This is a genomic window from Streptomyces sp. NPDC104371, from assembly GCF_055583785.1.
Genome location: NZ_JBVJNF010000013.1, coordinates 52,015 through 66,788 on the forward strand (window position 1 = coordinate 52,015; position 14,774 = coordinate 66,788).

The 14,774-nt window shown below is 70.8% G+C and carries 14 protein-coding genes; 9 read left to right on the top strand and 5 right to left on the bottom strand.

The genetic code is table 11. The features are described from left to right. Positions 1-18 precede the first annotated feature (18 nt). Complete coding sequence (locus ACZ60T_RS30585) at positions 19-1,563, bottom strand: ABC transporter substrate-binding protein (protein ID WP_469668868.1); 1,545 nt, start codon at positions 1,561-1,563, stop codon at positions 19-21. Beyond that, positions 1,563-3,668, bottom strand: a complete 2,106-nt coding sequence (locus ACZ60T_RS30590; protein WP_469668870.1) for a hypothetical protein — start codon at positions 3,666-3,668, stop codon at positions 1,563-1,565. The genes ACZ60T_RS30585 and ACZ60T_RS30590 overlap by 1 nt, the downstream gene beginning before the upstream one ends. A 277-nt stretch (positions 3,669-3,945) precedes the next feature. On the opposite strand from ACZ60T_RS30590, the gene ACZ60T_RS30595 reads away from it, so the two are divergent. Both ACZ60T_RS30595 and ACZ60T_RS30600 read left to right on the top strand, forming a co-directional pair. Then, positions 3,946-5,274, top strand: a complete 1,329-nt coding sequence (locus ACZ60T_RS30595; protein ID WP_469668872.1) for a hypothetical protein — start codon at positions 3,946-3,948, stop codon at positions 5,272-5,274. Between the two features lie 106 nt (positions 5,275-5,380). Further along, entirely contained in the window at positions 5,381-6,328 is a 948-nt protein-coding gene (locus ACZ60T_RS30600; RefSeq protein ID WP_469668873.1) for a DMT family transporter, read from the top strand. Here the strand turns inward: ACZ60T_RS30600 and ACZ60T_RS30605 are convergent. Then, on the bottom strand, positions 6,225-7,106 hold the full coding sequence (locus tag ACZ60T_RS30605) for a LysR family transcriptional regulator (RefSeq protein ID WP_469668874.1): 882 nt from the start codon (positions 7,104-7,106) through the stop codon (positions 6,225-6,227). The two genes, ACZ60T_RS30600 and ACZ60T_RS30605, sit on opposite strands and share 104 nt — an antisense overlap. Further along, complete coding sequence (locus tag ACZ60T_RS30610) at positions 7,106-7,501, bottom strand: PLD nuclease N-terminal domain-containing protein (protein ID WP_365633632.1); 396 nt, start codon at positions 7,499-7,501, stop codon at positions 7,106-7,108. Before ACZ60T_RS30610 ends, ACZ60T_RS30605 begins: the two co-directional genes overlap by 1 nt. Before the next feature lie 156 nt (positions 7,502-7,657). On the opposite strand from ACZ60T_RS30610, the gene ACZ60T_RS30615 reads away from it, so the two are divergent. From ACZ60T_RS30615 to ACZ60T_RS30645, 7 genes are all read left to right on the top strand, one after another. Then, on the top strand, positions 7,658-9,115 hold the full coding sequence (locus ACZ60T_RS30615; RefSeq protein WP_469668875.1) for a menaquinone biosynthesis decarboxylase: 1,458 nt from the start codon (positions 7,658-7,660) through the stop codon (positions 9,113-9,115). 82 nt (positions 9,116-9,197) lie between these two features. Continuing rightward, on the top strand, positions 9,198-10,100 hold the full coding sequence (gene mqnP, locus ACZ60T_RS30620) for a menaquinone biosynthesis prenyltransferase MqnP (RefSeq protein WP_365633626.1): 903 nt from the start codon (positions 9,198-9,200) through the stop codon (positions 10,098-10,100). A 104-nt stretch (positions 10,101-10,204) separates the two neighbouring features. Beyond that, the gene (locus ACZ60T_RS30625; RefSeq protein ID WP_469668960.1) at positions 10,205-10,885 is read left to right on the top strand and encodes a UbiX family flavin prenyltransferase; all 681 of its coding nucleotides are present in this window, start codon (positions 10,205-10,207) and stop codon (positions 10,883-10,885) included. A 164-nt stretch (positions 10,886-11,049) separates the two neighbouring features. Continuing rightward, positions 11,050-11,505 (top strand): Lrp/AsnC family transcriptional regulator, encoded by a 456-nt coding sequence (locus tag ACZ60T_RS30630; protein ID WP_365633623.1) that lies wholly within the window; start codon positions 11,050-11,052, stop codon positions 11,503-11,505. Positions 11,506-11,598: 93 nt separating this feature from the next. Then, positions 11,599-12,762 (top strand): aminofutalosine synthase MqnE, encoded by a 1,164-nt coding sequence (gene mqnE, locus ACZ60T_RS30635; RefSeq protein ID WP_365633620.1) that lies wholly within the window; start codon positions 11,599-11,601, stop codon positions 12,760-12,762. Positions 12,763-12,898: 136 nt separating this feature from the next. Next, positions 12,899-13,423, top strand: a complete 525-nt coding sequence (locus ACZ60T_RS30640) for a GNAT family N-acetyltransferase (protein ID WP_365633617.1) — start codon at positions 12,899-12,901, stop codon at positions 13,421-13,423. A gap of 97 nt (positions 13,424-13,520) precedes the next feature. Further along, the gene (locus tag ACZ60T_RS30645) at positions 13,521-13,820 is read left to right on the top strand and encodes a DUF4229 domain-containing protein (RefSeq protein ID WP_365633614.1); all 300 of its coding nucleotides are present in this window, start codon (positions 13,521-13,523) and stop codon (positions 13,818-13,820) included. On the opposite strand, the gene ACZ60T_RS30650 is transcribed toward ACZ60T_RS30645, so the two are convergent. Then, entirely contained in the window at positions 13,795-14,655 is an 861-nt protein-coding gene (locus ACZ60T_RS30650; protein WP_469668876.1) for a MaoC/PaaZ C-terminal domain-containing protein, read from the bottom strand. The genes ACZ60T_RS30645 and ACZ60T_RS30650 overlap by 26 nt on opposite strands. Positions 14,656-14,774: the final 119 nt, after the last annotated feature.

Below are 14,774 nucleotides of genomic sequence, written 5' to 3' on the forward strand. Positions count from 1 at the left end.
AGCCCCCTCACCGCCTCCTCACGCGGACGGCAGGCAGTTGCCGGCCGGGGGCTCGCGTTCCGGCCAGGCGGTCCGCACGAAGCGGGTGCCGCCCGACGGCTTCAGTTCCACGATCGGCACCGCCTTGTCGTACGGATTGCCATGCACATCGAGGCAGATCCATCCGCTCGCGCCGTTCACCCGCTGCTTGCCCTTGATGAGCGCCCACTCGTTGACCACGTCCGCGAGCGACGGCGCGGTCCTGCCGTTCAGCGTGGCCTCGCGCAGTCCCTTCACCGCGAGCTGCAGGGCGTCGTGCGCGATGATGAGCTGCCCGTCGTCGAGGGCGGTCGGTCCGATCGGGCCGACCGGCGCCTTCCCGGCGCGGCGGACCAGCTCGTCGAGGGCGGCGGCGTCGGCCGCGCTGCCGCCGGTCGCCGCCGTCTTCCCCTTCCAGGCGTCCGGATGGGCCAGCGCGGTGTACCGCACGGAGAGTGTGTCGGTCAGGGCCGCGCGGTCGAGCTTCGTGTCCCCGGCGAGATACGAGCCCTCGTCCCCGGTGAGCACGGTGAACTTGTGGTCCGTGCAGCCGCGTTGCCCCAACGCGTTGATGAACTGGCGCAGTTGGGTGTGGCGTCCGGCGAACAGGATCGTGTCCGTGGACTTCGGGGTGTCGCACAGGAGCTGGGTGATCTGCCGGAACTGGTTCGCGGTCGTGCCGTCCTGGGTGCGGTCCGCGGGCGGGGTGAAGGGCTGCGGCTGGTGCAGCGTGCCGGGCAGCAGCTTCTTCAGGGAGGTCTCTAGCGTACGGGTGTAGGGGTCGCCCGGCTTGTCGTACACCAGCAGGGCCTTGCGGGCCGTCACCTGGGCGAACGCGGCCAGGGCGCGGGCCTCGTCGGTGTTGGTGGGGGCGACGCGGGCGAGCCCCGGGAACGGGTCCTTGCCGCCCTGCCCGTTGGCGAGGTCGTCGGCGGTGATCGAGGAGCCGACCACGGGGATACCGCGGTGGGTCAGCTCCCGGACGGCCTTCTTGTTGTTGTCGGTGCTCTGCCCTATCCCGGTCACCGCGCGCAGCCGCTCCGGGCCCTTGGCCATCTCCTCCAGCCGGTCGACCACCTGCCCCCATTGGGACCCGTCCGCCCCGGTGTTGGCCAGGGCGAGCCGGACCTGCGGGTACTCGCCGGTCGGTTCGTGATTGACCTGGTACTGGGCCAGATAGGCGCCCTGGAGTTCATGCAGGGTGTCGTTCAGGCTCGCCGGGGCGGAGGTGGTGAACGGCAGGAGCACCGCGACCGTCACATAACTGCCGGGCTTGAGGCGGCGGTTCTCCCGGTCGATCGCCTTCGCGGCGTCGGTGAACCGGGGCTGCCCGAAGTCGTACGCCGTCGTGGACACGCCCACGCAGTCGCCGCTGCCCTGCGGCCGGGCCACGCCCGTGGCGCAGGACCGGTCCTCCCGGGTGAGCCGGAGCCCGCCCCATACCCCGGCGGCCACCAGCACGGCGGCGAGCACCAGCGCCACATACCGGCGGAACCGGATCTCCCAGACGTCCTCGCGCAGCCATCTCCACAGCCGTGCCGCCATCACCGGCCCCCGTCCTGGTCGTCTCGTGGGACGTGCAGTGGCCGTCCGGCCGTCGCGTGCGCGGGCCAGTCCCGCGAGGCCCGCCACAGCAGGGCGGTGCCCCCGGGCCGCAGGTTCGACAACTGCTCCAGCTCGAAGCGCAGTCGCTCGGCCACCTGCGGGTCGGGCAGCACCAGCGGATCGGTGAGCTGCCAGACCGCGTGCAGCAGACGCCGTACGCGCAAGTGCAGTACGGCGTCCACGCCCTCCGGCACCGGATGCGCCGCGTCCATGCGGCCGAGCGCGATCGCCGCGCGATGGTCGCGGTCGGCGAAGTCGCGGCCCTCGGAGTCATGGGCGTGGAAGTAGGGCGCGGAGGCGATGAACAGCAGCGCGGACAGCCAGGCCCCGACGTCGGCGCCGGGGAACCAGTCCCGCAGATGGGCCACCGCGAAGTCGGCACTGCCGAGGGCCAGTTCGTGGTGCAGCCGGTAGCGGGCCGCGTCCGCGCCGTCCCCGCCGTAGTGGTCGATGAGCGCGCGGTGGGTCGCCTGCCACTCGGCGTGGTCCGTGCCGAGATGGTGCAGCCGCAGCAGGAGCAGTGCCCGCAGGAACGGGTCGCCGACGAACTGCCCGGCGGTGGTGGGCCACCCCTCCTCGGCGAGCCGCTCCTCCAGGCCGAGCACCCCGGCCGCGCCGAAGTCGTCCGGCAGCCGGGCCTCGGCGAGCGCCAGCGCGGAGGCGCGGTCGTGGGCGGCGGCGAGCACGGTCAGCTCGTCCAGCCGGCCGCCCGGTACGAGCCGGTCGAGCAGCTCCCGGTAGGCGGGGCGGCCGGTGTGGTCCTCGTGGACGGCGACATCGCCGGTGAGCAGCGCGCCGAGGGAGTCGGCGCCGCGCGGCAGGTTCTGCCGGGCGGAGGCGGCGAGCAGGGTGCTGCCGAGCGGGCTGCCGCCGGTCAACCGGTGCGTGGCGTGCGGGAGTTGGGGCGGCATGGTGAGGCCCCGGCAGGCGGCGCCCATGAGGTGCAGGGTGTCGTCCGGGGTCAGCGGCGGCAGTGAGACGAGCAGGGCCCGGGAGGACGGGGAGGCGCCGGGCTCCCAGTGGCTGGCGCGGGTGACCTCGGTCAGGGAGCGCCGGGCGGCGTGGGGCAGCGCCCGGAAGGTGCCGCCGCCCGGGAGCGTCTGCCCGCGCAGGGCGGCGAAGAAGACGACCTGGTCGCGGATGCCGTCCGCGCGGTCGCGCAGCACGTACTCCATGAAGGCGCGCCCGGCGGGCGCCTGCACGTTGTCGAGCAGTACGACCGGGCGGCCCAGGCGGTGCGAGCGCTGCATGACGCCCGTGTAGGCGTCGTCCAGGTCGGCCAGCAGGGCGCGGACGAGGTGGCGCTCGGCGTGGGCGCGGGAGTCGCCGTCGGCCCGGAAGTGCCCCGACAGCAGGATCAGGCCGAGCTTGGGGTTGCCGCCCGCGTTCGGATAGTCCCGGTACCAGCCGACGGCCCGGCGCAGCCGCCGATGGGTCGGCGAGACGCCCTCGCTGAAGGACTCCAGGGTCGCCTCGATGATCGGCTCCACGACGGGCCCGGTGTGGGACATGGTCGAGACGAGCTGGGCGACGACCTTGGCCGCCCAGCGGCCCGCGAAGCCGTCGAGGAAGGACCGCGAGTCGTTGAGCAGCAGGATCCGCTCGGCCTCCTGCCGCATCCGGGGCATGTCCCGGTCGCTCCAGCCGCCCGCGGCGACGGCGAGCAGCCCGGAGGCGAGCCGCGGGAACCCGATCCGCCGGGCGCCCTTCACCGGCCCGGCGAGCTGCTCGGCGATCGTGGTGAGCGCCTGGGCGACCGGCGACCAGGCCGCGACGGGCCGCTCCGGCGGAGCGACAGCGAACTGCGGCTCCTCGCCGTCGACCAGCGCGACCGGCGTATGCCCCTGATAGGCGGCGCGCACCTGGGCGAGCAGCGCGCTCTTGCCGCGCCCGCGCCCACCGGTGAACACCACGAACGGGACGTCCACGGCATGCTCGTACGGGCTGGAGCGAAGCTGATACGGGCGCAGCCCGACCAGCCGCGAGGCAAGGCCGGGCGGGTCCGTGTCGAACAGCGGCCCCCGGCCGTGCAGCCGTCTGTCCACCGCGTCTCCCCCTGGGACGGTCCGGTCGGATGTGCTGCTGTGATGTGTACCCAACTCAGTGTAAAAAAGGGAGAGTTGATTCGGGCCGGGGTGTGCGGTGTCCATTGGGTCACGAACGACCCGGCGGCGCGTCCGTGCCTCAGTCCGTGCGCTGGAAGGCCCTTGCCGCAAGGCCGTCGTGGTGGCTCCACCGGTAGTCTTCCATCGTGATCATGCCATCGGGGGAGGCGGTTCGGTGCACGGCTGCCCTGTCCTCCGGGAACGGAAGGAGCAGCGCGTGAGGTCGGTACTCGTCAAGGCGTGCGTCGCCGTCGTCGCCATCGGATCGCTCACGGCGTGCGGTGGCGGATCGGGGGATTCGGGGAAATCGGGCGAATCGGGGAAGAAGAACATCTTCGGCCGCGACAAGGAGCCCTCCGCGCAGGCGTCGACAGCGGACCCCTTGCTCAAGGTCGAGGTTCCGGCCGGGTACGACACGTCACGGGGCTGGCAGCTCTCGGGGCAGGAGGTCGGTACGTACGGCATGCTGCCGAAGTCCGCCGCGATAGCCACGATGACCGTGACGGGGTCCGCCTACCGGATGACCGTGCGGGACGCGGTGTCCGGCAAGGTGCGCTGGACGGGCAAGTCGTTCGAGAACTTGTTCGAGGGGCAGACGCCCCACATGTTCGTCGTGCCCGCCGGAGGCAGGGAATACCTGGTGGCCTGGTCCCGGGGTGAGAAGGGCGGGGACGCGGTGGCCAAGGCGAAGAAGGTGTACTCCGTGGACATCTTCGCCGCGGACGGCTCGGGCGACGCCGTCGCGCCCACGCACCACGTCGATATCCCGGTGAGTGACTACGGCACGGGCACCATCATCGATGCGGGGGCGAAGCTCCTCGTGCCCAAGGAGAACGACCACAAGGTGGTCGTCGACGTGGCCACGGGCCGGACCACCGAGTACGACACCGGTTCCCTCAAGGTGAACGGCTGCTCCTCGTGCAACTACGGCAACGAGATCGCCGCCGTGACGGAGCGGGGCCCGGTGGTGGCCAACGAGGGCGCGGGCATGTTCGGCGTTCCCGGCGCCTGGAGCAGCAAGAACAGCGTGCCGTCCCAGGCCGAGAGCGAGACCGGTGCGGTATGGCCGGGCGGTGACGGGCACCTCATCGCCCGTTGGGACGAGAAGAACGACGGCGGCCACAACGTGTGGGCCGCGCTCGACAGCAGCACCGCCAAGGTCGAGGCGTCGGTGCTGTGCGCCAAGCCGTTCATCGGGTCGGGGAAGGCTCCTGAGTACGCGCTCTCCCCGAACGGCCGCTACCTCGTCTCGGAGCACCTCGCCTTCGACCTCCAGGAGCACAAGGGGTACTGCTTCGAGGAGACCGACGACAGCAAGCCGCTCACCTTCGCCTCCGTGACCGACGACGGCATCGCCTACGGCACCTCGCTCACGAAGAGCCTGAGCGGGACCACGGCCCCCGTCCAGCTCTCGCTGGCCACGGGCACCCCGAAGGGGCTTCCCGAAAAGGAGCAGACACCGGTCGCCGACTTGGCCGGGGTCGGTGTCTTCGACCACAGCGTCGGCGATGAACGGTATCTGGTCGTCTACCGGCACAAGGGCTAGGGGAGCCCAGGGGCCGCACCGTCATCGGTCCTGCCGATAGCCCCATCGGCAGGACGCCCCGCCAGCGCGTGGACCGGGTGTGCGGGCCGCTCGTACGGTCCTGGGCATGACACCAGAGAGCAAGGGCACCGCCCGACTGACCGCCGCGATGGTGCTGTCCGGCACCCTCGGTATCTTCGTCGTGGAGTCGGGCGCCTCGCCCTTCGACGTCGTCTTCTTCCGCGTCCTGTTCGGCGCCCTCGCCCTCGGCGCCTACGTCGTCGCCCGTGGCTGGCTGCGCGATCACGGCTTCACCCCGCGCACGTTGGGTCTCGCGGCGCTCGGCGGGGTGTTCATCGTCTTCAACTGGGTCCTGCTGTTCTCGTCGTACGAGAACACCTCGATCTCCGTGGCCACGGTCGTCTACCACACCCAGCCGTTCTACGTCGTCCTGCTCGGCGCCCTGTTCTTCCGTGAGCGGCTCACCGCCGCGAGGGTCGGCTGGGTGGGCGTCGCCTTCGCCGGGCTGATCCTCGTCTCGGGCATCACCCCCGGCGACTTCACCAGCGGCGGGACGTATCTCCTCGGCGTGGGCCAGGCGCTGCTCGCCGCGCTGCTGTACGGCCTGGCCACCCTGGTCATCAAGCGCATCGACGGGGTGCGGCCCCACCTCATCGCCCTCGTCCAGGTGCTCGTCGGCATCCCGCTGCTGCTGCCCTTCGCCGACTTCGGCGCCACGGGGACGCACGGCGCGGACTGGGGCTGGCTGGTCGGGCTGGGCGTCATCCACACCGGCGTGATGTACGTCCTCATGTACGCCGCGTACGCCACGCTCCCGACGGCGAAGATCGCGGTGCTCGCCTTCGTCTACCCGGCGGTCGCGATGGTCATGGACTGGGCGGTGTACGGCCACCACATCGGACTCGTCCAGGCACTGGGCGTCCCGCTGATCGTGACGGCCAGTCTCAAGGTCACCCTTGCTCGGACACCAACTGCCGCGCCCGCTCCACGAACAGCCGCGCATGCGCCGGAAGCCGCTTCCCCGCCCGCCACGCCAACTGCGTCCGAAGCGTGAACGGCGGCTCCCACCGCAGTCGTACGAGAGATCCGTCCGCGAGTTCGGCGGCGACCGTCACCTCAGGCAGCAGCGCCGCCCCGAGGCCGGCCGCCGCCGCGCGCTTGGTGGCCTCGATCGTGCCGAACTCCATGAACTCCACGGGGGCCACGGCGGTGAGCTCCCGCTCGAACAGGTCCCGGTAGGCACAGCCGGGTTCGGTGGCGAGGAGGGGGATCCGCACCAGCTCGGTGAGCGTGACCTCCTGGTCGGCCAGGGGATGTCCGGCCGCCGCCACCAGCGCCAGCGGCTCCACCGCCAGCACCTCGCTCTCCAGCCCGGGATGCTCGGTCCGCTCCTCCATCAGGAAGCCGACATCGTACGTGCCCTGGCGCAGCGCCCGCCGCGTCTCGTCCCCGATGGTGGTCCGCAGCGACAGCCGTACCCCGGGATAGCGGTGGTGGAACAGCTCCAGGAGCGGGGGCAGCCGATAGGACGTCAGGGACTCCATGGTGCCGACGGTCAACGTCCCGGACGGCTCCTCGGTCCCGGTGACCGCCGCGCGCGCCTCCTCGCTCAGCTCGATGATCCGCCGGGCGTAGGGCAGCAGCCGTTCCCCCGCCTCCGTCAACCGGATCCGGCTGCCGAGCCGGTCGAACAGCTCGGTGCCGAGGGCGGACTCCAGGGCGCGGACCTGCGCGGTCACACTGGACTGCGCGTACGCCAGCTCGGCCGCGGCCCGGGTGAAGCTGAGCACCGTGGCGACCTTCTCGAAGGCGACGAGCAGGCGGAGTTCCATCAGTCGGCCGAGGGCTCCTCGCCCCGCTCCCGCCGCCGCAGCTCCTCCTCGCGGCGGCGCAGGTCGGCCTCCCAGTCCTTCAGCAGCGACTCGTCCTTCTTGTTCTCTTCCTTCAGCGACCGCAGGAACTCGGGGTTGTCATCGGGCGCGACCCAGGTCGTGCGGTGGTCGCGATGCCACTCCGTGGGCGTGGCGCCGCCCGCCGGAGCCTGGCGCACCTTGCCGGCGACGAGCCAGGCGATCGGGCCGACCAGCACCTCGCCGAAGAGCAGGATGATGATCACCCAGACCACCTTGGGCAGCCCGCGCACCTGCTCCTCGGGGGTGTTCAGGCAGTCGATGAAGGCATAGATCCACAACGCGAGGACCAGCAGGAAGGGCAGATACCGGAACATGGTCGTGCGATCCCCCCAGAGGACGGTGACAGAGCCGGGGACGGGCCCGGTGACGGGGTCAGGGTAGCCCGTACCCCCGACACCCTCCCGCCTCGAACCCGGCGGGTTCAGGGGTGGGCGCGGGGGCGGCGCGGTCCCTCGGCGATACTGGTGCGCATGGCTTACGACGATCTTCGGACCCTGCTCCGGGCGCTGGAACGCGAGGGCGATCTCAAACGCGTGAAGGCGGAGGTCGACCCCTACTTGGAAGTCGGGGAGATCGTCGACCGGGTGCAGAAGTCCGGCGGGCCCGCGCTGCTCTTCGAGAACGTGCGCGGCTCGTCGATGCCGCTCGCCATGAACGTCTTCGGGACCGACCGGCGCCTGCTCAAGGCCCTCGGCCTGAAGTCGTACGGCGAGATCTCCGAGAAGATCGGCGGCCTGCTGAAGCCCGAACTGCCGCACGGGTTCGTCGGGATGCGCGAGGCCTTCGGCAAGCTCGGCACGATGGCCCATGTGCCGCCGAGGAAGGTCAAGGCGGACAGCGCGCCCGTGCAGGAGGTCGTGCTGCACGGCGACGACGTCGATCTCGACGCTCTGCCCGCGCTGTTCACCTGGCCAAAGGACGGCGGCTCCTTCTTCAACCTCGGGCTCACCCACACCAAGGACCCGGAGACCGGGATCCGCAATCTCGGGCTGTACCGACTCCAGCGCCACGACCGGCGCACCATCGGGATGCACTGGCAGATCCACAAGGACAGCCGCAACCACTACCAGGTGGCCGCCAAGCGCGGCGAGAAGCTCCCGGTCGCCATCGCCTTCGGCTGCCCGCCCGCCGTCACCTACGCCTCCACCGCGCCCCTGCCCGGCGACATCGACGAGTACCTCTTCGCCGGGTTCGTCGCGGGCCGGCGCATCGAGATGGTCGACTGCAAGACGGTCCCGCTCCAGGTCCCGGCCCATGCCGAGGTCGTCCTCGAGGGCTGGCTGGAGCCCGGCGAGATGCTGCCGGAGGGGCCGTTCGGCGACCACACCGGCTTCTACACGCCGCAGGAGCCCTTCCCGGCGCTGACGATCGACTGCGTCACCATGCGCCGCCGCCCGCTGCTCCAGTCGATCGTGGTGGGCCGCCCCCCGACGGAGGACGGTCCCCTCGGCCGCGCCACCGAGCGCTTCTTCCTCCCCCTGCTCAAGATCATCGTGCCGGACATCGTGGACTACCACCTGCCCGAGGCGGGCGGCTTCCACAACTGCGCGATCGTGTCGATCGACAAGAAGTACCCCAAGCACGCCCAGAAGGTGATGCACGCGATCTGGGGCGCGCACATGATGTCGCTGACCAAGCTGATCGTGGTCGTCGACGCCGACTGCGACGTCCACGATCTGCACGAGGTCGCCTGGCGGGCCCTCGGCAACACGGACTACGCCCGTGACCTCACGGTCGTGGAAGGCCCCGTCGACCATCTCGACCACGCCTCCTACCAGCAGTTCTGGGGCGGCAAGGCGGGTATCGACGCGACGAGGAAGTGGCCCGAGGAGGGCTACACCCGGGACGGCGGCTGGCCTGAGATGGTGTTGTCCGACCCGGAGACATCCGAACGGGTGACACGACGCTGGAAGGAGTACGGGCTCTGATGCAGCCGTACACGCTGGAAGCAGGCAGCGCGGCGACGGGGCTTCCCCGCCGCCGCCGCGAGGGTGAACCGGGGTACGGGCTGTGAGTTCAGCATCCGCCGCGATCCCGCAGCCAGGACGCACCAAGGCGTTCCTGCGCCTGGTGATGATCGAGCACTCCGTGTTCGCCCTGCCCTTCGCGTACATCGCCTCGCTGACCGCGATGTACAAGTGGGACGAGTCCATCCACTGGGGACGGCTGCTGCTCGTCACCGTCTGCATGGTGGGGCTGCGGACCTTCGCGATGGCGGTCAACCGGATCATCGACCGGGAGATCGACGCCCGTAACCCGAGGACCGCGCACCGCGAACTGGTCACGGGCGCGATGTCCGTCCGCCACGCGTGGACCGGCGCGCTGATCGCCCTGGTGGTCTTCCTGGGCTCCGCGGCCCTGCTCAACCCGCTCTGCCTCGCCCTCGCCCCCGTCGCGGTGATCCCGATGGTGGTCTACCCCTACGGCAAGCGGTTCACGAACTTCCCGCAGGCCATCCTGGGTCTCGCCCAGGCGATGGGCCCGGTCGGCGGCTGGCTGGCGATCAGCGGCACCTGGTCCTGGGACGCGGTGATCCTCGGTCTCGCGGTCGGCATCTGGATCGGCGGCTTCGACCTGATCTACGCCTGCCAGGACGTGGAGACGGACCGCGAGATCGGCGTCATGTCGGTACCGGCCCGCTTCGGCATCCCGGCCGCGATCCGGGGCGCCCGGGTGTGCCACACGATCACGACGGCACTGCTCGCGTGGTACGCGGTCACCACCGGCGCCGGGGTCTTCTTCTGGCTGGGCCTGGTGATCACGGCGGGCGCCTTCGTCTACGAGCACACGATCGTCCGCCCCCACGACCTGAGCCGCCTCAACCGCGCGTTCTTCAGCGTCAACGGGTTCATCGGCATTGCCCTGTTCGTGTGCGCCCTGCTCGACCTTCTGGTCCGGGGTCTGACCGTGTGAGTCCGCGGTGAGTTCCCGGTGGGAGCCGCAGGGCATATGCCCTGGCCCCCTGGGCCGGTTCTCGGTTTCGGGGGCCGGATAGGCTCGGTGTTGTGAACCCAGTCATGCCAGGAGACACGCCGCGCCGGCCTTGGATCGTGGGGGTGTCCGGCGCTTCCGGCACCCCGTATGCGGCTGCCGTGCTGCGCGGGCTCCTCGCCGCGGGGGAGAGCGTCGATCTCGTCGTCTCCCGGGCCGCGCGGCTCACGCTGCTGGACGAGACCGGTATCTCCTTCCGTGACGCGCACTGGCGGGAGGATCTGCGGGAGTGGCTGGAGCGGGGGGCCGACGGCAAGCCCGGGACGTTCGAGGCGGACCTCGACGGCGACCGCGTCCGGTACTGGAGCGCGGGCGACCTCGCCGCCGGGCCGTCCTCGGGCTCGTACCCCGCGCGGGGCATGCTGATCGTGCCCGCCTCCACGGCCTGTGTGGCCGGGGTCGCCCTGGGGCTGTCCAAGGATCTGTTGCAGCGGGCCGCGAGCGTCACGCTCAAGGAGGGGCGCCCCCTCGTCGTCGCGGTACGGGAGACCCCACTGAGCGGCCAGACGCTACGGCAGTTGGTGGCGCTGGACGACGCGGGCGCCGTCGTCCTGCCGGCCACTCCGGCGTTCTACGCGGGGGCGACCCATATCCAGGATCTGGTGGACTTCGTCGCGGGACGGGTGCTGGACGCGGCAGGGGTGCCGCACGGCCTGTACCGGCGGTGGAAGGGAGAGCTGGGGGGCGGCTCTCGGCCCGGCGCCTAGGCGCGCCACGGGTGGGGGCAGCGTTTCACGGCGGCGAGCCTGTGCCATGGCTCGTCGCTGATCGTATGCGGGATTAATGCGGGATTCACAGGAAGAGACCCCTGTGTTCCTTGACTTCTATACGTAGACTGCGGGAACGCCGAACAATGAAAGGCTTCGGATCTATGGATGCCGTTGACAGGCAGCTCATCCAGGCCCTACGGGAGAACGGCAGGGCCTCCTATGCCGAACTCGGCCGACTGGTCGGCCTCTCCGGGCCCAGCGTCACCGACCGCATCAACCGCCTGGAGGCGGCCGGCGTCATCACGGGCTACCGCGCCACGGTGGACGCCGCCTCTCTCGGCCTCGGCGTGACCGCCCTCATCGGCATCTCGCTCTCCGACGACGCCGACCACGAGGACGTGGCCCAGCGCCTGAAGCACCTTCAGGAGATCGAGGACTGCTGGTTCATCGCCGGTGACGACTCCTTCATGCTCAAGGTGCGCGCGGACGACGTGGACGGCCTGGAGAAGACCATCCGCCGGCTGTCGGGAACCCAGGGCGTCTCCCGTACGCGGACGACGATCGTGCTCTCCACGAAGTGGGAGAACCGCGTCGGCGAGCTGCCCGAGCCCGAGTAGCGGCGGCGGGAAGCGACGATCTGTGGCGGCACCGGCCGCCCGCGGGCGGCAGAGTACGGTGGGGCGAAGTTGTCGGCAGGGAGAGGTAGAAGGATGGATGTCGGGCTCAAGCGCGAGCTGGAGGACAAGGTCCGGGCCGGTGAGCGGCTGACCCGCGAGGACGGCATCGCGCTGTACGAGTCGGACGACCTGGCCTGGCTGGGCGGCCTCGCGCACGAGGTGCGGACCCGTAAGAACGGTGACGTCGTCCACTTCAACGTCAACCGTCACCTCAACATGACGAACGTGTGCACCGCCTCCTGCGCCTACTGCTCCTTCCAGCGCAAGCCGGGCGAGAAGGACGCGTACACGATGCGCATCGAGGAGGCGGTCCGGCTCGCCACGGCGATGGAGTCGGAGAACCTCACCGAACTGCACATCGTCAACGGCCTGCACCCGAACCTGCCGTGGCGCTACTACCCGCGCTCGCTGCGGGAGTTGAAGGCCGCGCTGCCGGGCGTCTCGCTGAAGGCGTTCACGGCCACGGAGATCCACCACTTCGAGACGATCTCGGGCCTTACGGCCTCCGAGATCCTCGACGAGCTGATCGACGCGGGCCTGGAGTCGCTGACCGGCGGTGGCGCCGAGATCTTCGACTGGGAGGTCCGGCAGCACATCGTCGACCACAGGACCCACTGGGAAGACTGGTCGCGCATCCACCGCCTGGCGCACGAGAAGGGTCTGAAGACCCCGTGCACCATGCTCTACGGGCACATCGAGGAGCCTCGCCACCGCGTGGACCACGTGCTGCGGCTGCGTGAACTCCAGGACGAGACCGGCGGCTTCCAGGTCTTCATCCCGCTGCGCTACCAGCACGACTTCGTGGACATGAAGGACGGCAAGGTCCGCAACCGCCTTCAGGCGCGCACCACGATGGCGACCGGCGCCGAGGCCCTGAAGACCTTCGCGGTCTCGCGGCTGCTGTTCGACAACGTCCCCCACGTCAAGGTCTTCTGGGTGATGCACGGCGTACAGACCGCGCAACTGGCCCTCCAGCACGGCGCCGACGACATGGACGGCTCGGTCGTCGAGTACAAGATCACGCACGACGCGGACAACTACGGCACGCCGAACAAGCTGACCCGCGAGGACCTGCTCGACCTGATCCGTGACGCGGGCTTCCGCCCGGTGGAGCGCAACACCCGCTACGAGATCATCCGCGAGTACGAGGGCGCGGACCCGGCCCGCCGGGACGAGCCGCAGCCCATGCGCCTCTGAGCCTTCCGCCACCCCGTACCGCTTCATGACAGGCCCCGGCTCCGGCCGGGGCCTGTCGCGTGTACGGGAGCGGCACAGGAGGCGGAGGGGGAGCAAGGTCTTGAGGCGCCGAGGGTGTAATGGATAACATCGGTCTGTGCCTCTTACCTTTGCGCTCGATCCGTCCATGACCCCGGCCCTGCACGACGACATCCTCGACCTGTGGACCGACACGTCCAACGCGGGCGGCGCCGTGGGCTTCGTCCCGCCGGTCACGCGCGAGGAGATACGCCCGAGCCTCGTCCGGCAGCTCGCGGTGATGGCCGAGGGGCGCGCCCGGCTGCTCGTCGGGTACGACGAGGAGCACAAGGTGGCCGCCACCGCCTTCCTCACCTTCAACACCGACCGGATGGCGGCGCACTGGCTGTGGCTCTACACGGTGATGGTGCATCCGCGGCACCAGGGCAAGGGCTATGGCCGGGACCTGATGGCCGCGGCGGCGGACGCGGCCCGCGGCTGCGAGGGCATCGACGCGATACGGCTCACCTGCCGGGGCGGCCACGGCCTGGAGCGGTTCTACGCCTCCTGCGGCTACAAGGAGGTCGGCCGGGTGCCCGGCGCGGTCCGGGTGGCGGACGGGGACGACCGCGACGAGATCGTGATGCTGCTGCCGCTGGGGTGACACGTCCGGGCCCAACCCCCCTGCAAGATCGGTGGGCCGGTCGTGTTTCACTGGATGGTGTCCTTTGGGCCTGTCCGGAACGAAAGAGTGGTGTGACATGCTCCGCTACACGTTGATGCGCCTCGGTGTCTTCGCGGGCTGCCTCATGGTCGTTGCGGGCCTTGTCTACTCGGGCCTCGCCCCGCGCGGCCTCGGTGACTCCAACGGTCTGTGGATCGTCCTGCTCTCCCTGCTGGTCTCGGCCCCGATCAGCTTCGTGGTGCTGCGTGGCGAGCGGGACCGGGCCTCCGAGCAGATCGCCGACAAGGTCGAGCGTGTGAAGGCCAACCTCGAGGCCAACCGTTCCCAGGAGGACGTGGCGGACGACACCGTCAGGACGCAGGGTCAGACGTCGTGACGACCGTGCCGACGAGGTGAAGCCGCTTCCCGCCGCGTAGCGCGAAACGGTCCCCGTCGGCCGCGTACGTCACCGTTCCCGGAAGCGGCACGGGCGCCCTGAACTCGGCGCGAAGACGCACGGCGGCGCGGGCCGGTCGCTCGGCCAGACATCGGGCGAGACTCCACATCCCGTGCGCGATGGCGCCGGGGAAGCCGAAGAGCCGCGCGGTGACCGGGTGCAGATGAATCGGGTTCCGGTCCCCGGACGCGGTCGCGTACCGCCGCCCGACATCCGCCGCGAGCCGCCACTCGGCGAGCGCGGGCAAGGGGGCGTGATCCTCGGCGGGTGACGCGGGGGAGGGGGCCGAGCCGCCGCGGTGCCGGGCGAGATAGGTGCTGGCCGACTCCCATACGAGCCGCTCCCCGGTACGGGCCTCGGTGACGACGACCGCCTCCGTGCCGCGCCGATGCGGCCGCAACTCGGCGACGTACACCGTGAGTTCGTACGCGTCGTGCGGGAGGAGCCCCTGCCGCTGGGTGATCTCTACGGACGTGTGCACGAGCCCGAGAAGAGGGAGCGGGAACCCCCGTCCCGTCATGATCCGCATGGCGAGCGGGAAGCCGAGGACGTGCGGATAGGTGAGGGGAAGCGTGTCGACGCCGGTGGGGAACGCGCAGACACGTTCGTAGGCGGCGAGCCGGGCGGGATCGATCCGCACCCCGGGCAGCACGAGGCGGGTGCGGGGGAAGCGGGCGTCGGGCCGGGGGCGCCTGAGGGGCGAGCGGAGGGCGCCGCGGGCGAGCAGCGGGGCGAGCGCGGGCGACCGACGAAGAACGACACGGTCGTGACTCATCGAAGCCCCCTGCCCCGGCACCCGCTTGTCCAGGTCCCGCTTCCACTCGCCCCACCGTCTCACTCGATCGCAAACGACCGCTAGCCCACCTGGCCCCTGCGGTGGCGGTGCGGGGCGAG